15 protein-coding genes and 3 riboswitches are annotated in these 20034 nt (G+C 49.5%); of the genes, 8 read left to right on the top strand and 7 right to left on the bottom strand.

Annotated elements, in window-relative coordinates:
* Window positions 1-126: 126 nt before the first annotated feature.
* Window positions 127-1587, bottom strand: a complete 1461-nt coding sequence (locus ABEW73_RS21365) for a serine hydrolase (RefSeq protein WP_430167670.1) — start codon at window positions 1585-1587, stop codon at window positions 127-129.
* Window positions 1588-1822: 235 nt separating this feature from the next.
* On the opposite strand from ABEW73_RS21365, the gene ABEW73_RS21370 reads away from it, so the two are divergent.
* Both ABEW73_RS21370 and ABEW73_RS21375 read left to right on the top strand, forming a co-directional pair.
* A complete protein-coding gene (locus ABEW73_RS21370; protein WP_430167667.1) occupies window positions 1823-3103 on the top strand; it encodes an XRE family transcriptional regulator in 1281 nt (426 codons plus the stop codon).
* Between the two features lie 250 nt (window positions 3104-3353).
* Window positions 3354-3767, top strand: a complete 414-nt coding sequence (locus ABEW73_RS21375; RefSeq protein ID WP_430167665.1) for a hypothetical protein — start codon at window positions 3354-3356, stop codon at window positions 3765-3767.
* 40 nt (window positions 3768-3807) lie between these two features.
* Here ABEW73_RS21375 and ABEW73_RS21380 read toward each other — a convergent pair whose 3' ends face one another.
* Window positions 3808-4911, bottom strand: a complete 1104-nt coding sequence (locus ABEW73_RS21380) for a threonine aldolase family protein (protein ID WP_430167663.1) — start codon at window positions 4909-4911, stop codon at window positions 3808-3810.
* Between the two features lie 263 nt (window positions 4912-5174).
* On the opposite strand from ABEW73_RS21380, the gene ABEW73_RS21385 reads away from it, so the two are divergent.
* Window positions 5175-6098, top strand: a complete 924-nt coding sequence (locus ABEW73_RS21385) for a cation diffusion facilitator family transporter (RefSeq protein ID WP_430167661.1) — start codon at window positions 5175-5177, stop codon at window positions 6096-6098.
* A gap of 155 nt (window positions 6099-6253) precedes the next feature.
* Window positions 6254-6460, top strand: coding sequence for a hypothetical protein (locus ABEW73_RS21390; RefSeq protein WP_430167658.1), 207 nt, complete (start codon window positions 6254-6256; stop codon window positions 6458-6460).
* Window positions 6461-6511: 51 nt separating this feature from the next.
* Here the strand turns inward: ABEW73_RS21390 and ABEW73_RS21395 are convergent, their stop codons facing one another.
* The 4 genes from ABEW73_RS21395 to ABEW73_RS21410 form a co-directional block, all read right to left on the bottom strand.
* Entirely contained in the window at window positions 6512-8299 is a 1788-nt protein-coding gene (locus tag ABEW73_RS21395) for an ABC transporter substrate-binding protein (RefSeq protein WP_430167655.1), read from the bottom strand.
* Between the two features lie 117 nt (window positions 8300-8416).
* Window positions 8417-9700 carry a histidine--tRNA ligase gene (locus ABEW73_RS21400; RefSeq protein ID WP_430167653.1) on the bottom strand — a complete coding sequence of 428 codons (1284 nt, stop codon included), beginning with the start codon at window positions 9698-9700 and terminating at the stop codon, window positions 8417-8419.
* A gap of 259 nt (window positions 9701-9959) precedes the next feature.
* A complete protein-coding gene (locus ABEW73_RS21405) occupies window positions 9960-12029 on the bottom strand; it encodes a catalase (RefSeq protein WP_430167651.1) in 2070 nt (689 codons plus the stop codon).
* Between the two features lie 271 nt (window positions 12030-12300).
* A complete protein-coding gene (locus tag ABEW73_RS21410) occupies window positions 12301-13746 on the bottom strand; it encodes a PLP-dependent aminotransferase family protein (protein ID WP_430167649.1) in 1446 nt (481 codons plus the stop codon).
* 98 nt (window positions 13747-13844) lie between these two features.
* Here ABEW73_RS21410 and ABEW73_RS21415 point away from each other — a divergent pair, with 98 nt between their 5' ends.
* Complete coding sequence (locus tag ABEW73_RS21415) at window positions 13845-14759, top strand: DMT family transporter (protein ID WP_098746033.1); 915 nt, start codon at window positions 13845-13847, stop codon at window positions 14757-14759.
* A gap of 116 nt (window positions 14760-14875) precedes the next feature.
* Here the strand turns inward: ABEW73_RS21415 and gcvH are convergent, their stop codons facing one another.
* Window positions 14876-15265 carry a glycine cleavage system protein GcvH gene (gene gcvH / locus ABEW73_RS21420; RefSeq protein ID WP_430167646.1) on the bottom strand — a complete coding sequence of 130 codons (390 nt, stop codon included), beginning with the start codon at window positions 15263-15265 and terminating at the stop codon, window positions 14876-14878.
* Window positions 15266-15441: 176 nt separating this feature from the next.
* A riboswitch (glycine riboswitch) is annotated at window positions 15442-15563 on the bottom strand.
* Between the two features lie 186 nt (window positions 15564-15749).
* A riboswitch (glycine riboswitch) is annotated at window positions 15750-15851 on the top strand.
* 3 nt (window positions 15852-15854) lie between these two features.
* Window positions 15855-15960, top strand: a riboswitch (glycine riboswitch).
* A 109-nt stretch (window positions 15961-16069) separates the two neighbouring features.
* Here gcvH and gcvT point away from each other — a divergent pair.
* Genes gcvT through gcvPB form a run of 3 tightly spaced genes read left to right on the top strand, consistent with a single transcriptional unit; the run spans window position 16070 to window position 19982 of the window.
* Window positions 16070-17182, top strand: coding sequence for a glycine cleavage system aminomethyltransferase GcvT (gene gcvT / locus ABEW73_RS21425; RefSeq protein WP_430167644.1), 1113 nt, complete (start codon window positions 16070-16072; stop codon window positions 17180-17182).
* A complete protein-coding gene (gcvPA, locus tag ABEW73_RS21430) occupies window positions 17179-18528 on the top strand; it encodes an aminomethyl-transferring glycine dehydrogenase subunit GcvPA (protein ID WP_430167641.1) in 1350 nt (449 codons plus the stop codon). Before gcvT ends, gcvPA begins: the two co-directional genes overlap by 4 nt.
* Window positions 18525-19982 (top strand): aminomethyl-transferring glycine dehydrogenase subunit GcvPB, encoded by a 1458-nt coding sequence (gene gcvPB, locus ABEW73_RS21435; RefSeq protein ID WP_430167638.1) that lies wholly within the window; start codon window positions 18525-18527, stop codon window positions 19980-19982. Before gcvPA ends, gcvPB begins: the two co-directional genes overlap by 4 nt.
* Window positions 19983-20034 lie beyond the last annotated feature (52 nt).

Consider the following 20034-nt stretch of genomic DNA (forward strand, 5'->3'; position numbering starts at 1 on the left):
GAACAAAATCTCTGCCCGATATTTCCGTGCTGCTTTGCCCGGAGCCTGATTTAACGACTTGAACGGTTGTGCTTCTAACGTGAGCCATCATGATTTTCACCTCGCCAAATTTGGATGATTCAAAGTTCACTCGCTTCTACTCTCTATTCTAACAAATTCAATTTCCTTTGCACCAGGCTCGAATAACAAAATAACGGATAAGCGATCCACAATCCCGTTCGAGTCCGTATGAAAAGTCGCTTTGGTTTTAATATCAAACTCCGTAACATGGAGTTCAAACTGATTCGCATTTTGATGTGTGAGGGGGAACAGCATTGAATTGAATCCTGCCCGAAGCTCTCCATCTGTAAGTTCAACCATCATTTCTCCATACCCTGCATGAACATACGTCCCCGTTAAACCCTTCAAGGATGCGGACAATGGGACAACGGTTTCTTTCGCGTTTGAAGTTGCCTCACGGTTTGTGGCCGGCTCGCTGGCAACGGTTGCTTCCTTCTTTTGTCCCAACGCTTGCCCACTCCAGTCCTTGACCTCACCACCAAGCATTGAATCGAATATGTAATTGGCTATATATACAGGAAGCGGAGTACCATTGAGATTCGACAAGACCACGACGCCAATCTTCTCGGCAGGAATAAAGGCGACATGTGCGGAGAATCCGTCAATATTGCCTCCGTGACTCACCATCCGTAGGCCTCGATAAGGTTCGATCAGCCAACCGAGACCGTAGCTGCCCATATTCATATTATTTTCATTGACCTCGGTCATCTGGCAAACCATATGGGGCGTATGCAGCGTATCCAGCACTTCGCTAGAAACGAGACGCTGCCCGTTGTGCATTCCATGGTTCATTTGAAACCTTACCCAATTCGCCATATCTTTGATATTGGAATTGATCGATCCCGCCGGGCCAATGGTATCTATATTTCGAAACGGAATGGTATGAGCCTGATCTGCAATTTGCATATAGGGCTTCGCATAATCATGTTGGAGCTGTGTCTTGTCTACAGAGAATTGACTGGATGCCATGTTCAGCGGCTCGAATATTCGCTTCTGAACAACCTCTTCCCAAGATGAACGACTCACATGCCCGATAACATAGCCCGATACCATATACATGATATTTTGATACTGCCATTTCGTCCTGAAATCTACATTTGGTTCCAAGTATTGTAGTCGTTCTATGATTTCTTCTCTAGTCTTTGACGCGTTATACCACATGAGCTCATGCCGCGGTAAGCCTGAACGGTGGCATAACATATCCCTCAGGGTAATCCGCTCCGTTGCAAAAGCATCAAACATTTTGAAATCAGGAAGATACCCCTTCACAGGTGTATCCAAATCCAAGATTTTTTCATCCGCCAGAATTCCGGCTGCCAGTGCAGTAAAAGCTTTGGTGGAGGAACCGATCGCGAACAGCGTCTCACTCGTCACAGGCAGGCTTTGGGCGATATTTCGATACCCGTAACCCTCCATCAAGACGATCTCCTGATCCTTGACCACCGCAATAGACAACCCCGGAACCTTCCATGCCTTCATCTGCTCCTCGATATAGGTATGGATGCCCTTCAACGATTCCATTATCATTAAAATCTCTCCCATATGATCCCCTTTCCTTCAACTATGCAATTTTATGAAACAAACTATATAGATCGAGAACCTATATATCATTTCGACTATCCAAGACAGATTTCCTTGCTAACCGACACTCACTGCTCTCAAGTGACTAGGACCTTGTTCCCCTTTTAATGATCTGTCCGGATTGGACTCGCCCGGCATGGTATACTTTTCCCAAAATCCAGTCATGAAGGAGCATGCTTTCGTGTTAAAAGAACGCATTGATTTCTTGTGCAAGAAAAAAGGGATAGCTCGCAAAGAGCTGGTAGAGGGTTTAGTGACAACCACCCATTTTGCGAACATCCTTGCCGATCGTTATCCCCTAGCCGAAGACCTTGCCGAGCATCTGGCACAGCGTTTGCAAGTGACCCCCTCCTACTTAGTCAATGCAGCTAATTCCGATAAGGATACACTCGAGACCGCGGAACGCATCTTTGAAGAATTATCCCAATCGGTATCTCACGTTACAGAGGATCGCATACACGATCTTCCGGATCGACATGACAGTCTTACGGTAGAACTCACAACGGCCTTAATGAAGGCGGTCTATTATCAACAAGTGAACGATGCGGTGTCCCATGAATATCTGCACCAGAATTACCTCAATTTCTATCTGGAAAAATACGGCCGACCCGATGACGCTGAACTCCCGCTGCCCGCGAAAAAAGCGATGCTGTTCTATAAAATCCAGTTCTATCGATCCAAGAACCGCTACCATGAGGCTTTAAGCCAAGTGAACCGGTTAAGCGAACATGTTCAGATCGGCACCGATTTATGGCTGACCACTCAAAACTTCAAGATGGAGGCCTGTATATTTTTGAAGCAATATGACCAGGCCAAGCAGGTGTTTGAAGGAACGATGAGACGGGTTTATGAAGACCGCTTGTTTCACCGCTTATCCGATCTGTACATCGCGTACAGCGGCTACTGTTATTCCATGGGACTGTATCAGGAGGCGCTGGTTACCCTCTCCATGGCCGAAGCCCATTTGGTCTATGCGGTAAACCAGGGGAACATGGTGTCAACCATCTTGAACAACCGGATCATCATGCTGACGATGCAAGGAGATCATGAAAAAGCGGAAGAAGAAATCAACCGTTTTGAAGAACTTCTCGTGCGGGAAGCGGCGGAAGTACGGCAGCAATTCCGTCCAGTCCTATTGATTTACCGGTGTGAATTGGGATTAGCACAAAAGCAGTGGGGGCTTTTAACCCAGTATATTCAGGAGCTGAAAGCGATAGAGCTAACAACGGATCAAGAGATGTCGGTTGCCTACTACCAATGTCAGCTAGCCTTGGCACATGGTCATCATGATGAATTTATGGGGTATGCCCTGTCTTGTCTACCATACTACGAGTCCAATCAGCTTACATTGCGACTTGAATCCTTATATGAAGCATTGGCTGCGGTATCGGAGGAAATAAGGAGATACAAAGAGTCAGCGTCTTACTACAAAAAGCTGGTCTATCTGCTTCGAAGTAAATAATTCATTAGCTTTAAAATGGTACAAAAGCTTGCTCCACCCGCAAAACTTTTGTCGTTCCCTTCATTTTAATCGCTGTACGACAGGATAAAGAGTGCACAAACCTTTTAATACGGCAAAAGTTTTTGAAGAAGTATCGTGTTGATTTACTCCTAACGCCGGAAGTTTTGTATCCTTGCCAAACCATTGTCTCCTCAGGCCCCCACGGGTAACATGGAATTATAAATAATTCTACTAGTGAGGTGCTGAGCTTATGGGATGGTTTGGAAAAAAGAAAAGTCCGCAGGATGCGCTAGAAAAAGCAGATAAAATGATGAACAAAGGTTTAACCGGCATGATGATGAAAGGTTTTGTTCCGAAGGAGCATCGCAACGCCATCAATCAAAGTTTGGAGCAGGCAAAGCAAGCGCAGATGGCAGCAACCGGGACTCTGGCATTAACGGCCACCGCTAAAGTACGAACCGTTCGGGATACCGGAAAGCTGATCAATTTCGACCCGGTTGTCATCCTGGAATTGGATGTAACCGAGAATGATGGAAGCCAATATACCAAAACACTGGAGACCCTTGTATCGAAACTGCAAATTCCTAGAGCGGGTGATATCATAGGTCTTGCCCAGCATCCGGCCAATTCGTCCGAACTTGTCTATATGGGACCGATTGGATGAATATAGGCAAATTAAAAAGGACCTCATTCAGGTCCTTTTGTCATGTGCTCACAGCTTCCTGCAATTTCTCATTCAACAATTGGAAAGCCTCTTGAATGCTTTCTCTCGGTGTTTTACCGTACCGTTCCCCAATGTGAACTTCCGTATAACATTGAGTTTCCCCCGCTTCATTTAAATAACTGAGCAATCCGACGCCCGTCGTGCGGAAAACCTCGATAAGAATCGGTTCAATCTGTTCTTTATTCAATTCAAAATGTACATGAAACATATTCGATACGGGCACAACAGGTTTCGTATTCACGCCCTCGCATTGATTAAACAGCGCTGCGAGCTCTTTTGCTTCCTCGTAATACCGGCCCATGTTACCTATTCTTTCCGTGTAATAATAATTCGAGCTGATGATATACGGATATAGACTGACCAGATCACCGCCATGACGCCTTTTCCATACTTTAGACTTTGCCACGAAATCGGTGCCGCCAGCCAGAATGGCGCCGGCAATCCCACCAATCCCTTTATAGAAGGACACATATACACTGTCAAATAGAGCACAGATTTCTGCCGCCGTTTTTTGATAATAAGGGGTGATCTCGAACAATCTTGCCCCGTCCAGATGCAGCTTGATGCCTTGCGAACGGCAATACGCCGATATCGCTTCCAACTCTTCGTATTCGGGCAGCTGCCCTCCGATTTCACGCTGCGGCAATTCCAGCAGCAAACATGCAATTTCGCGATCCAGGCTCTTCACGTCTTCAAGCGTAATCAAACGCTCCTTATCGGCAAGAAGAATCGGCTCAATATGATGCAGCTCCTTAAGCCCGTCCTCTTCGTGAATCTCCAGATGGCAAAGGGGATGATAGGCCACTCGTTTCAGCTCCGCATCATCACACCAGATCCGCAAAGCAATCTGCTGCGCCATGGTTCCGCTTGGAAAAAAGACAGCGGATTCCTTGCCCAGAATTTCTGCCATGCGTGCCTGAAACTCCTCAATGATGGCGCCTTTGCCGTATGTATCCCCCATCTGCGACCCATCCACATCCCGAAATGCCTCCAGCAACACCCGGACATTCCTGCGGCTATGTCCAATCAATGGATAGGCTGTTTCGCCATAAGCTTCACTAATCGATTTACGTTGTTCTCCCATGTCGCATATCACTCCTTCTCTTCAACCGAAATTAAGAACCAAAATTATCACATGGAGATCTAATTTCCTTGCTTATCAAGCATACTAGATAAATGAATAAGTGAGAAATCATTTTCACTTCCACAAAACCTTCGGAAAAACTTGACAAAAACAAACGGAGGGATTACATTGTATATGAGCATATGCTCATATTATATATAACACAAAATGTTTTATGAGCTTTGATTACAATCAACAGATGGATCTGAAGGGAGTTTTCGATTATGCATCATCATAACCACCATCATGGACATGACCACAGCCACCATGATCACGCCCGCTCAGGAAACAAAAAAGGACTTGCCATTGCCCTCATCATCACAATTGGCATCATGATTCTAGAGTTTATAGGGGGCTTGCTAACCAACAGTTTAGCTCTGTTATCCGATTCCGGACATATGTTAAGTGATGCCAGCGCATTACTGCTCAGTCTGGTCGCATTATGGTTTGCTACGAGGCCAGCATCGCCGAATAAAACCTACGGCTTTTACCGTTTTGAAATATTGGCAGCACTACTAAATGGCGTCGCCTTGTTTGTCATCGCCGGCTTTATTGTATGGGAAGCGATTCAGCGCTTTGATAACCCGCCGACTGTCGCCAGCGGAAGCATGATGCTCATCGCGGCCATCGGGCTGTTGGCCAACCTTCTCAGTGCCTGGTTCTTGATGCGGACGGGGGATGTGAAGAACAATGTGAATCTCCGCAGCGCATACCTCCATGTAATCGGTGATGCACTCGGCTCTGTTGGCGCCATCATCGCCGGGATCGTGATGATGGCCTTCGGATGGTACATTGCGGACCCGATCATATCCATCCTGGTGTCGATCTTGATTCTGAAGAGCGCCTGGAGAATCATACAGAATACCGTTCATATTCTGATGGAGGGCGCACCGGAAACGATTAACTCTGAAGAGGTAACGAAGTCCCTCCTGTCTATTCCTGGGGTCACCGGCATCCATGATCTTCATATTTGGACGATTACGTCCAATTTCGACTCCTTGAGCTGCCATCTCGTCGTCCAAGATGACGCGAACAGTTATGAGATCCTGCAACAAGCGATTGATCTTCTGGACAGTCGATTCCACATCGAGCATTCAACGATCCAGATTGAGAATTCCACCATCACGCATCGTGATCATAAAATCTAATCTCTTCTCTGCGGTAGTCCTTTAGTTCATGAAAAGGGGAAAAAGGGCTGCCGAGGTTTACACTTTTTACAAATTCGGTTGACCTCCATAATGAGAGTATCAAAACATTCTACTGGCGTTACAGCGAAATCCGAATGTCTGATAGGGAGGTTAACATGAACAACGATGTATATACACTGGAGAAACTGAACGAATACCAGCAAGCAAAATGGGACGAACTTGATCGTCAAGGAAGATTCATTATTCATGACGAGATCGCATGTGAATCGCAGCATACCTCAATCCATATTCGAATTCTCGATAAACTTCATGGCTTCTTTCGAAAGCGGAGATCCCGAAGAAGCCGCACGAAATCCTTATAAGTAAAAAGAGCAAGCGCGGTTATTCGCGCTTGCTCTTTTTATGGGAAGAAATCATTCTCGCCAAATCTGCTTGAAGTCTAGCCATCCCAGATTATTGATGACAACCCCTTTATAAGAAGGATCCAAGCTTGCGTAAAATCTCGTATGAGTTAAGAACGATACATGCGCTTCCTCCCGAAGCCTCTCTTCAATATGGGATAAAATACTCAAACGCTCCTCATACCATTCGCTGGCAAGCGCATCATCTATGCATTCTTTCACCCAATGATGCAGCGAAGGATCCATGAACTCTTTAACTACGCTTCCCTTCTGCACGTAATTCTCGATTAAACATACTTCTTCTCCCGGAAGAACAAGGCCGTGCAAGATACAATCCATGCTGTGCATCACATCCAGCTGGTGCATAGTATCCATCCGCTCCTCTCGGATGATCAATGGAATCCCGATGGAAGCACATTCATTCTGAACCCATTCGGCGTCTTTAATATGCTTAGCGAGCGTAGCCATCGTAATGGGAGAGCCGTCATAGCCCGACTGTTTCAGCAGTGACTTTGCGAGCTCGCGATCATATCGATCTTTACGGTAAGGCGCTTGCTCATCCATGATGAAGCCTTTGGCTGGGTAAAGCCGATTGTCGCCAAGTTCGCGTATCATCTCCATTCGGTTCAGAATCAGGCTGAATGCCCGACGAAATTCGATGGACTGATAGGGCCCGGGCTTTTTCATATTCCATGTAATCAACGTCGTGCAGCCTTCGGAGGATTCGATGACATCAACAGCATGCTTCTCACCGTTATGATCGATATGTTCCGGATTCCGCAGCAGCCGCTCCCAGCTAACCTCGCAATGTTCCGCATCTTCCGGCATCAAGATAATGTGGATGTTGTCCAAATGCGGCCGCCCATGATAATAATGGGGGTTGGCATGAATGGTCAGCCGATCATCGGTCCATTCCTCTACCCGAAAGGGTCCCGTTCCGACAGGCTGCTTCCAGAACTGTTCTTCATGGACGCTTACCAAATGTTTAGGCACGATGGACATGCAGGTGGAGCTAAGAAAACGGATAAAAATTCGATTCGGCTTGTTTAGAATAAAACGAACCTCACGAGGGGACACCACCTCTACCCGTTGCAGTTCACGCACAATCCAAGCATTACGTTTGTCCCGTCCCAGGCGTTCCACCGTGAATCCCACGTCCTCCGCCGATAATTCTTTACCGTCATGGAACCGTATTCCTTTTCGCAGATGAAAAGTCCAAATCGTTCCATCCTCATTGCTCTTCCAATAATGCGCGATAACGGGGAGGTATTGATCGTTGGCATTATCGTATATCACCAGCCGGTCAAATATCTGCTGAATCATGTGAGCTTGAAAACTGTAGTAGCATTCGGCAGGATCCAAGGTTTCAATCAGGCGGTAAACGGGTAGGCGCAGCGAATCCCTTGCTTCTTCTTCCCCTTCGTTCATCTCCTTGCTAAAGCCAAAATGCCCGTTCATCCATTCCACATAAGAATCATTGGTGTGCATACCCTGACCATAGGTACGCAGCAGTTCGAAGGCTTGCTTATATTCCCCTCTTATCGCGAGCTGCTGCGCTGCCTCCTGTAGCAGATTTGCTTGGTCGGCCAGAAAGGTAAGCTTGGAACGGATTCCTCGCCCACGTCCCGCCTTCCATATAATCCAACCCTTCTCTTCCAGCTTGCGTATAACGAGCTTGGCATTCCGCGTTGTGCAATACAGCGCATCGGCAATCTGCTCAAGCGTCACTTCCGTAGCCGTATTCACTGGAGCGTGAACCGCAAGCTTTTGATGCAGCATGAAGAATTGTTCGTACAGCATTGCAATCCGCTCCCCCCTGGTAAAATCTATACGCTTTATTCTACTTGGAGATCGTTTCGAGCGCGAGTACCTTTTCGGTAAAAATCCATTATATTCGAAAAATAACAAAGGCATTCATCATTCACAGGTTTGAATGATAAGCTCAACCGCTTCCTGCAGAGTCAGTGTAAGCTCCGTGCCCTCGGTCATTTTCTTCAATCGGAGTACGCCTGCCGCCGCTTCATCTTCACCAATCAGAATGGCATAAGGGATGCTTTCAGCTGAAGCGGAAGCTAATGTTTTTTTCAATTTGCGGCGGTTGTCCGCCAATCGAGTATGAATCCCGCGATTCCGGAGTGCTGCTGCAGCGTTCAATCCTTCCGGAACGGTTTCTCCTATCGGGATAACCACAACGAGCAGCTTGTTCGTTTCAATCGGCCGGTTCCGGATCATCTCCATAATGGATTCCATGCCAAACGAAAGCCCCACCGTAGGATAGGCAATATCCTCGCGTCCAACGAGCTGCCCGATAATCGCATCATACCTGCCGCCACCGCCCAAGCTTGAACGGAAATCGTGCAATGCGTCAAAAATTTCGTATACGGTTCCCGTGTAAAATGACAAACCTCTTGATAGAAACGGATCAAATACGCAGATGTCTTGCAGCCCGACGCGCTGCAGCATATTTTGCAGGATCTGTACTTCTTGTGCGCCGCGCTCGTTGTCCACGTTGTATTTGCTCGTTATCTGCTCCAGTGTCGGCTCCTTGAGATCAACAAAATCCAGAATTTGACGACAAATCTCCGGAGCGAGTACCTTGCCCGCAAGCTCTTGCCGAACGCCCTCTTTGCCAATCTTATCGAGCTTATCCAGCGTCAGCATGACGGATGGTTTCATCTCTTCCGGTACGCCCATAGCGCCAAGAACTTCACCCAGAAAGCTTCGATTGTTCCACCTGAGAATGATCGGAATGTCAAGTCTCCGAAACACTTCGACTGCTAGCTGCATTAGCTCAACTTCCGCTTCGGGTCCCGAGATTCCCACCACATCAACGTCGCATTGCAGGAACTCCCGCAATCTGCCCCGTTTCACGGGACCATCCCGGAATACCTTCCCCATCTCATAACGCTTGAATGGCTGGCTGATGGCAGGATTCAGCGCGATCACCTTGGCGAATGGAATCGTCAGGTCGTATCGGAGCCCCAGACGTCGCGTGCCTTGATCTGTCAGCTGGTACATCTCCTTCAGAATCTCTTCCCCTCCTGCGTATTTGGAAGACAATAGCTCCGCTTCATTCAGAATGGTTGTCTCCATCTCAGCATAGTCATAACATTCAAACACTTCACGCAGCGTCGATTGCACCTTTCTTCGGATCGCCTGTTCTTGGCCAAAATAATCATACGTTCCTTTTACATTCTGCATCGCTTACTCATCCTTTCGTTCTCATGAAAATAAAAAACGCGCCGGACCTCATGGTCCCGCGCGCTTGATATGCGGCAGGGAGGCCAACGCGAACAGCGTTAGCCCACCCTGTAGAATGACAGGCGTGCTAACGCTGCTTGTGATGATGAAGTTGATTGAATTTAATGTTTATCATATTAGTATCCCCTTCACCTTTTTTAGCCAGTGATTAAGGGGGATTATAGCGCAATCCATTTATTAATTCAAGGGCAATCCATTCTTAGATCGTGCGCGACCAATGGCGATGCGCCCCGATCGCCTCAATGAAGGCTTCGCCAAACGGCTTCAGATCCTCATTCTCCTGAGCAACCACGATTCCTTCGCCGCTGGACGAAGGAAGCAAATTAGCCCCTTCGGCGATGGCTGCGATCGGTTTGAAATGCTGATACGCTTCCTTGACGAAATCCAGCACTTTCTGCTCTGCCAAGAGCTCGGATACACTTAACGCGCCGCCTGCGACAAGCACCGCATCGAACAAGACTGAATCCGCCCCCAGCAGCGAATGGTTCACTTCCAATTCCCCGCCGGCTTTACCTTGAATTACGCCGAGCTTCGCGCTAACCACTTCGGTGATGATGCCCGCTTGTTGGAGCTGCGCAAGCACAAACGGTAGTTCATCCGTGAATCCGTTGCCTGCCAGTACCGCCACTTTACGGGTTAACGGGAGCTTCACGGTATTCATCATGCTCAGTGCCGGAGAAGACTCGCTGGAAGCGGAGCCTCTGGTTTGCGGAGGCATGGTTCCAATGCCCTCCGATATCCGGGTGGCAAGTTCGCTATCAACGTTCGCAAACAGGTCGACGACTTGCTGACGAATTTCCTTTCGCTGCACTTTACCAAGCTCGAACTGGAATGCGGCTACGATATGCTGCTTCTCGACCTCAGACATACTGTTCCAGAACAGGGCTGCTTGGCTGAAATGATCCTTAAAGCTGTCACTTCGTGCCTGCACCTTACGCCCTTCCACCTTCTCGGTGTAATGCTCGTAACCGCCGCGCTCCACCGGAACCGGCTTCGGCGTGTTACCGGCAATACCGTTCTTATGATAGCTGACTGGTCCCTTATTGATGGTCATGCGGTGCATCCCGTCACGCTGGTTGTTATGAACCGGTGCGATCGGTCGATTGATCGGAATTTCGTGGAAATTGGGTCCGCCGAGCCGTGAAAGCTGGGTGTCAGTATACGAGAACAAGCGGCCTTGCAGAAGCGGATCGTTGGTAAAATCGATTCCCGGTACAACATGTCCCGGATGGAATGCAATCTGTTCCGTCTCCGCAAAGAAATTATCCGTATTGCGATTGAGTGTCATCTTACCGATGATTTTGACGGGAATGCGTTCTTCGGGCCAAATCTTGGTCGGATCAAGGATATCAAAACCAAAATTGAATTCCTCATCCTCCCGAATCATTTGAACGCCAAACTCAAATTCCGGATAATTCCCTGATTCGATCGCATCCCACAGATCGCGGCGGTTAAAGTCGGGATCCTTGCCTGCCAGCTTCTGCGTTTCATCCCATACGAGGGAATGCGTGCCGAGCACGGGCTTCCAGTGAAACTTCACGAAATGCGCCTTTCCTTCTTCGTTCACGAAACGGAAGGTATGGACGCCGAAGCCCTCCATCATTCGGAAGCTTCGCGGAAGCGAGCGGTCGGACATCGCCCACATGATCATGTGCGCGCTTTCCGAATTGTTAGCGACAAAATCCCAGAACGTATCATGGGCGGATTGCGCCTGCGGAATCTCGTTATGTGGCTCAGGCTTGACAGCATGAATGAAATCGGGAAACTTCATGGCATCCTGTATGAAAAAGACCGGCATGTTGTTGCCAACCAGATCATAGTTCCCTTCTTCCGTATAAAACTTGGTTGCGAAACCGCGTACGTCCCTGACGGTGTCGGCAGATCCCCTGGAGCCCGCAACCGTGGAAAACCGGACAAACACCGGGGTGACGACGGAAGGGTCCTGCAGAAATTTGGCTTTTGTATAATCTTTCATGGATTCATATAACTGAAAATAACCGTGAGCCCCAAAACCGCGGGCATGCACGATCCGTTCCGGAATCCGCTCATGGTCGAAATGCGTCATCTTCTCTCTGAAATGGAAGTCCTCCATCAAGGTCGGACCGCGCTCGCCTGCTTTAAGCGAATGTTCATCCTCAGAGACCTTAAGTCCCTGATTGGTTGTCAATTCCTTAGCGTCATTGTCTACCGTGAATTGTTCCAGCTGTTGGTCCTTGCTCGTCTTGTTGTAGCTGCTGTTAGCATTCGAATTGGCGTTTGAATTGTCCATTTGTCGGAACCTCCTAGTATGTAGGTAGTAGATGAGTGTCTGACGAAGTTACATTGGGTAATAGATCCGCTTGCGAACCCGAAATGTAATTACCCTGCAAAATGGAATACGAATCCAGCTTCAAACTTCCTTCATGAAAAGCTCATCTATCCGTTCGATTGGATTTCGCGCCTGCATCTCCTATCTCCAGCAAAAAAACAGCCCCTCCCTAGAGGTGGGCTGCTCTGATTGTACTTCAACGAATTTCCAAACATAGGCTGCGATTGTACATTTAACACACCCGCTCCGATATCTCGATGAGACGACGTATCCCTTCTTCCAGCTGAATCTCGCTGATATACGAATAACTCAGCCTGATCCACGATTCCATCTGATCCAGCGGGTCGCAGATACGCCCCGGCACAAACGCTACTGATTCCGCCAGGCATTGCTGTAATAACACATCCACGTTGACGTTTTCCGGCAGCTGTATCCACAAATTCAAGCCGCCGCCGGGGCTGTTCCATCGCCATTCTGTAGGCTCAAGCAGCTTCTCCATCCTCGCTTTACGGAGCTCCAGCGCAATCCGCAGCTTGGCCACATGCTCCTGAAGTCTGCTCGAGAAGAAATAATGCTGGAAAATCTTTTGCGTCAGCAGCGGCGTCCCGTTGTCCGACAGCGCCTTGATCGGAAGGATGACCTTCATCAGCTCCGGACGGGCAGCCAGCACCGATATCCGCAAACCGGGGGCCACATATTTGCTGAAGCTGCGAATGTGAATAACATAGCCTTCGGTATCGTAATAAAAAAAGGGCAGCGGCGGCGGATCTCCAAAATAAATGTCGTGATACACCTCATCCTCCACCAGAATGCACTGATATCGCTCCGCCAGTTCAACCAGCGCCTTGCGCTGTGCGATCGGAACCGTGTATCCCGTCGGATTCTGAAACGTTGGGTTCATATAGAACAGCTTCGGTTTCTCCACTCGCATAAAACCTTCAATTCGTTCAAGGTCATACCCTTCCGGCGTAATCTCAATGGGAAGCAGCTTGACATTTTGCTGCACAAAAACATCGATCGCCGGACTATACGTCGGCCGTTCGATCAATACAGAGTCTCCGCTTTTGACGAGCGAACGCGAGATCAGGTCGATCGCTTGCTGGGATCCCGTCGTAATGAGCAGCTCTTCCGGATGGACCGTAATGCCTTGTTTGTCCATAAAATACCGGGCCATTTCCTCACGCAGCTCCAAATCTCCGGACACGGAAGAATACGTGCTTAATACCTTCGGATACATGTCAAACACTTGTTTCACGTGATTGGACAAGAATGCATTCGGCAGCAGCGCGGGATCGATTAATGCTTCCGACATCTGGTAATCGACCTGATGCCTGTGAATGTCGGACAAGCGGCTGCGATTGACGTACAGCGATCTGGCCTGATACTCCCAAGGCGGGCTAGATGCAAGGGATTCCGCCAATGCGTCTTCTGCCTTACCCGCTACGAAGTATCCTGATTTATATTTCACTTCCACAATCCCGTCCTCAAGAAGCTGCTGATAAGCCTTCAGAACCGTTAATCGATGAATGTTCAAACGCTCGGCCATCGCCCTCACGGACGGGATTTTGTCAGTCTCCTTCCACTCTCCCTGAGCGATTCCTTCCAGAATGGTGTCATAGACTGACTGCTGCAATGTTCGCTTCCCTTGATGTTTGTCGTCCCGCGTTGATAATTCCATCTGTTCTTCCCCCGATCCCATTAAAACATATCTGTTCTACCTATCGCCAATCTGTTCTATTAACTACCTATTATAGTATAGAAAAAGGAGGATGCTACATGATTATTTTTAACTACTTGCTGATGTGCGCCATTTTCAGTACAACGTTTCTCGCCATCAAGATTGGCGTTGAAGCAGGACTGCCGCCGTTTCTCTCAGCGGGGCTTCGATTTCTTCTGGCGGGCGCCTTCATCTTCCTATGGATGATATTGCAGCGGAAGGCAAAACCGAGCCTTCTCCTGCGAAAGGAATTCCTTCTAATCGGGATGACCAGCACATTCTTGACGTTTGCAACGCTGTATTGGGCCGAGCAGCATGTGTCCTCAGGGATCGCCGCCATCCTATCGGCAACAGGCCCCATGATGATTCTGATGATCCAATCGGTCGTGATGCGGAAAAATGCCCGGCGCAGTGATTATTGGGGGTGCGCGGTCGGTTTTGCGGGGGTATGTTTGCTCATTATGCCCGAGCTAGCGATGGGGAGCGATCTCATCTGGATTCTGAGCTGTATCGCAATTCTTATAGGCGAAATCGGTTATAGTGTGGGCTCCCTGGCTACCCGGAAATTGTCCTTTGACATGCCGAATGTCTCACCGATTACGATCAATGCGGTGCAGATGATGTACGGTGGCGCAGCCCTATTGCTGTTATCCCTGTTCAGTGAACAGGTACAATGGAATGGTATTCTAACGTTGCCAGCCATCGGATCTGTCTTGTATTTGACGATGGTTGGCTCGATGCTGGGCCATAGTCTATATGCCTGGCTGCTAAAAGCAACGAATGCCTTTTTCCCGTCCACCTGGCTCTTTGTTTCTCCAATCATCGCGTTGGGACTGGGCGCATTTCTGTACGACGAAGCAATTTCTTCCTATTCCATCATTGGCAGCATGCTCATCATCGGCGGGATTCTGATCGTGAATCTGCCTGAGCTTCGAGCACGCCGGATCGCGCGCCGTGTGGCTTCGAGCACTTGATATCGAACCTGCAAGGTTCCAAGAATTAATGCCAAAAATTAAAACGGCTGCTACTCGTAAACCTTATTACGAGTAGCAGCCGTTATGTTTCATTATTCAATGTTATGATTCAATACTTAATCCACTTTAGCCCGATAAGCATCCGCAGTCAGAAGTTTTCCGAGTGCTTCCTCCAGCTCGCCTTCCACCTCTACCTCAATGATCCATCCACCTTCGTACGGCTCTCCGTTCACAAGCTCCGGCTGATCTTCCAGGGAAGTATTCACTTTCGTGATGGTACCGGATACAGGGGAATACAGTTCCGATACGGTTTTGACCGACTCAATGGTACCGATGCTGTCACCTGCGGCAACGACAGCGCCCGCCTCGGGTAGTTCTACGAATACGATATCGCCCAGCTGGCATTGCGCATGATCAGAAATACCGACGCGCACCACATTTCCATCTACCTTCAACGCCCATTCATGATCGTCGCTGTACACCAAATTCTCTCTGATTTCACTCATTTACGGATACTCCTCTTTTCTTAAAGAAATGAAATTAAGGTGAATAAATGAAAAAAAGGACGCGAAAAAAGGCATTCGCCTTCTCTCTGTCCTCGGTACCTGAGAGTTTATGATCGACCCACATTATTTTCGGTTCGACCTTTCCCCTTGGGTGGCTTGCGCACTCTCCAGAGCTGCGTCAGATGGCGGTTCGTTTACCTGAGAGATTACTCGTCAGCCTGGCAGGCATAACGGTTTGCTCCTTCGGTGCCGCCAAGGTTTGAACCTTTGCGTGGCGGTCTCTCCCATCCATCATCATCCGCATATTCGGTTGGCTTATTCTCCCACAGAATAAAACAGGGATGCAGTGATGTTAAGATATCTGACAAAAATTTTAAGAATGAAAATATTTTGGTGAAATAAAGGTTGACACTTTATGGAGGGGCACGTTTATAATAATCAGAAGAACGTAGAAAGATCTGACAACTCAATAATTTTCACGCGGATGATGGTAGCGGGAGAGATTACCGACAGGATTGACAGGTAGCGCCGAAGGAGTAAGCCGTAACACGGTGAATCTCTCAGGCAAAAGGACCTTTACCGGACGCACCTCTGGAGAGAATTCTGAATGTAGAATCACCCACGGGGAAACTCACACACGCTTGACATTATACTTACATGACATGTGGGGTAACTCTCAGGTACAAAGGACAGAGCAGAAGGATTACGCAACGAGCGGGCTTTTTCAGCACAGCTTGTTATCCTTCTGTCTGTCCTTTTTTGGTGTTTCCCCGATTGATCATGCCAATTAGAAGAGGTGAAGAGATGAGTTCATTACAACGTACACCGCTTTACCCGCTTTATTCCGAATTTCCTTCTGCCCGCTGCATCGACTTCGGCGGCTGGGAACTGCCCGTGCAATTTTCCGGCATTGTGCAAGAGCATGAAGCCGTACGAAAGCACGCCGGCCTGTTCGACGTCTCCCATATGGGTGAATTTATCGTCACCGGACAAGACGCTGAAGCTTTTATCCAGAAGATGACCACCAATGATGTAACCCGCATATCGATTGGCCAGGCCCAATACACGTTAATGTGTTACGACAATGGCGGTACGGTAGATGACCTGCTTGTGTATAAACTGTCGGCAGATCGATTCATGCTGGTTGTAAACGCATCCAACATCGACAAAGACCTCCAGTGGCTTCAAGATCATCTTGCAGGTGATGTCGCCATCCGTAATGTGTCCGCTGAGACGGCTCTAATTGCACTTCAGGGACCTGCCGCTGTGAACATCATGTCACAGGCAACCAATGAGGCGCTAAGCGAACTCCCTTCCTTCCATTTTATTCAGAACGCACAGGTATGCGGCTGTACCGCCCTACTCTCCCGCACCGGTTATACCGGAGAAGACGGCTTTGAAATCTATTGCTCCGTTGGGGATGCCCCCGCAATTTGGAGAGAACTATTAGCTGCCGGAGAACCACATGGTCTTGTTCCAACCGGACTCGGCGCACGGGATACACTCCGTTTCGAAGCGAAACTGCCATTGTACGGGCAAGAGCTTTCGAGCACGATTTCTCCGCTTGAAGCCAGTCTCGGTTTCTTCGTGAAGCTGGACAGCGGCGATTTCATCGGTCGGGAAGCGCTTCAACAGCAGAAGCAAGACGGCGTACCACGTAAGCTCGTCGGCATTGAACTCATCGAGCGCGGAATTCCGCGCTCCCACTATCCCGTATACAACCATGAAGGAGAACCAATCGGTGAAGTGACCAGCGGCACCCAATCCCCTTCACTCAAGCGAAATCTCGGATTGGCCCTGATCGAAACCCCATATACGGGCCTCGATTCCGAGGTATGGGTCGAGATCCGCGGTAAGAAGTTACAAGCCAAAGTGGTAAAGACACCATTCTACAAAAGAGGAGCTGCCTTAACATGAAGCATCGTTACTTGCCTATGACGGAACAGGATCAAGCCGATATGCTTGCTGCGGTCGGCGCGGAAACGATCGAAGATCTGTTTGCCGATATTCCCCAAGCGGTCCGTTACAACGGCGTCCTTCCCATGTCAAAACGGCTGGGTGAGCCTGAACTTTTGAAGCATATGCGCCGCCTATCGGACCGTAATGCCGATTTCGACCGTTATACAAGCTTTCTGGGGGCTGGTTTGTACGACCACCATATTCCGGTCGTGCTCAATCATGTGATTTCCCGCTCTGAATTCTACACGGCCTATACGCCATACCAACCCGAGATCAGCCAAGGTGAGCTGCAAGCGATTTTTGAATTTCAATCCTATATCTGTGAACTGACCGGCATGAAAGTGGCCAATGCCAGCATGTATGACGGTTCCACGGCACTTGCCGAGGCTGCGGCGCTCGCCAGCGGCGCAACCAAACGGAAGAAAATCGTCATTTCGCGTGCTGTCCATCCCGAAGCCCGTGAAATCGTTCTGACTTCGGCTCGCGGACTCGATCTGGACGTCGTGGAAGTCGGCATCGTCAATGGCGTTACCGACCAGGATGCACTCGCTGCTGCTATAACGGATGATACCGCCGCCGTTCTGCTGCAATCACCGAATTTCTTCGGCTGCATCGAAGACGTGAAATCAATCGAGCCGCTGGTTCATGAGAAAAAAGCACTGCTTGTACTGAGCGTTAACCCGCTGTCCCTCGGTTTATTGGAATCCCCTGGCGTGCTCGGAGCTGACATCGTTGTTGGCGATGCCCAGCCGCTTGGCATTCCAGCTTCTCTCGGTGGACCAACCTGCGGATTCTTCGCCGTATCCGAGCCGCTGATGCGCCGCATTCCCGGTCGTATCGTGGGCCAAACCGTCGATCAGGACGGCAAACGCGGATTTGTACTGACGCTGCAGGCACGGGAACAACATATTCGCCGCGAAAAAGCAACGTCGAACATCTGCTCTAACCAGGCGCTGCTCGCGTTGTGCGCGTCCGTATATATGTCCACGCTAGGTAAAGCAGGCATGCAGGAAGTAGCGCTTCTGAATGCGCGCACATCCCATTACGCTGCCGACCTTGTCGCCAAAGGCTCCCTCTCCCTCCCGTTCAGCTCGCCGTTCTTTAATGAATTTGTGGTAAAGCTGCCTGAAGGAACGAACGTGAAGGAGGTCAACTCGAAGCTTCTGGGTGCAGGTTATATCGGAGGTTACGATCTTGGTGCAGCTTATCCAGAGCTTCAAGGATGCATGCTGATCGCCGTGACCGAACGGCGGACGAAGGAAGAAATCGACCAATTTATTGGTGAATTGGAGGCGATCGTATGAAACCGGAAAAAGCATTGATATTTGAACTCAGTAAGCCCGGCCGTATCGCCTATTCCCTGCCTGAATGCGACGTTCCGGAGACCGACGCCGCTTCATTGATTCCGGAAAGCCTGCTTCGCAGCAAACCGGCCGAACTGCCGGAAGTATATGAAGTGGATGTCATCCGTCACTATACGGAGCTGTCGCGGCGTAATTTCGGCATCGATAACGGCTTCTATCCGCTCGGCTCATGCACGATGAAATACAACCCGAAGATCAACGAGGATGTTGCCCGTTTTGCCGGCTTTGCCAAGATCCATCCGTACCAGCCCGAAGAAAGCATTCAAGGCGCTCTGGAGCTGCTCTATACCCTGCAGAATGATCTCGCAGCACTGACCGGCATGGATCAAGTAACGCTGCAGCCGGCTGCGGGAGCGCATGGGGAATGGACAGGACTGATGCTGATCCGTGCTTACCATGAAAGCCGTGGCGAGAAGCGCACCAAGGTGATTGTTCCCGACTCCTCGCACGGCACCAACCCTGCCAGCGCAACGGTAGCCGGTTACGACACGATCACAATTAAGTCCAATGAGCGCGGCATGGTGGATCTGGATGCCCTTCGCGCAGTCGTGGGTGACGATACGGCGGCTTTAATGCTGACGAACCCTAGCACATTGGGTCTGTTCGAAGAGCAGATCGTGGAAATTGCGGAAATCGTGCACGAAGCCGGCGGCCTGCTGTACTATGATGGAGCCAATTCCAACGCTATCATGGGCATCACCCGTCCAGGCGACATGGGCTTCGACGTGGTCCATCTCAACCTGCACAAAACGATGAGTACGCCGCATGGCGGCGGTGGTCCCGGTGCAGGCCCTGTCGGCGTGAAGAGCCTGTTGATCCCGTTCCTGCCCAAACCGATCGTGTCCAAACGCGAGGACGGCACCTTCTATTGGGATTACGACCGTCCACAGTCAATCGGCCGCGTGAAGGCGTTCTATGGCAACTTTGGCATCCTGGTCCGCGCCTACACGTATATTCGCACCTATGGACCGGAAGGACTGCGCCGCGTCTCGGAGCTCGCCGTGCTGAATGCCAACTACATGATGCATCGTCTGGCTCCATACTACGAAGTAGCCTACCCGGGGCTGTGCAAGCACGAATTCGTGCTGTCCGGCAAAAAACTGAAGGAGTACGGCGTGCGCACCCTCGATGTTGCCAAGCGGCTGCTTGATTTTGGTTATCATCCGCCAACCATCTACTTCCCGCTCAACGTGGAGGAATGCATCATGATTGAGCCGACCGAGACGGAGAGCAAAGAAACGCTAGACGGTTTCATCGACACGATGATTCAAATCGCCAAGGAAGCCGAAACCACACCGGAGGTTGTCATAGGTGCACCTTATACCACGGTCGTGAAGCGACTCGACGAAACCACAGCGGCACGTAAACCGGTTCTGAACTGCACCTGCGGTTAATATTGAGTTGATCTATACTCCTTAAGAAAGGGTGTCCCTCGCCAATAGGATC

The sequence above is a fragment of the Paenibacillus lautus genome (genome assembly GCF_050482385.1).
In the GTDB taxonomy this organism is placed as follows: Bacteria; Bacillota; Bacilli; order Paenibacillales; family Paenibacillaceae; genus Paenibacillus_AQ; species Paenibacillus_AQ lautus_B.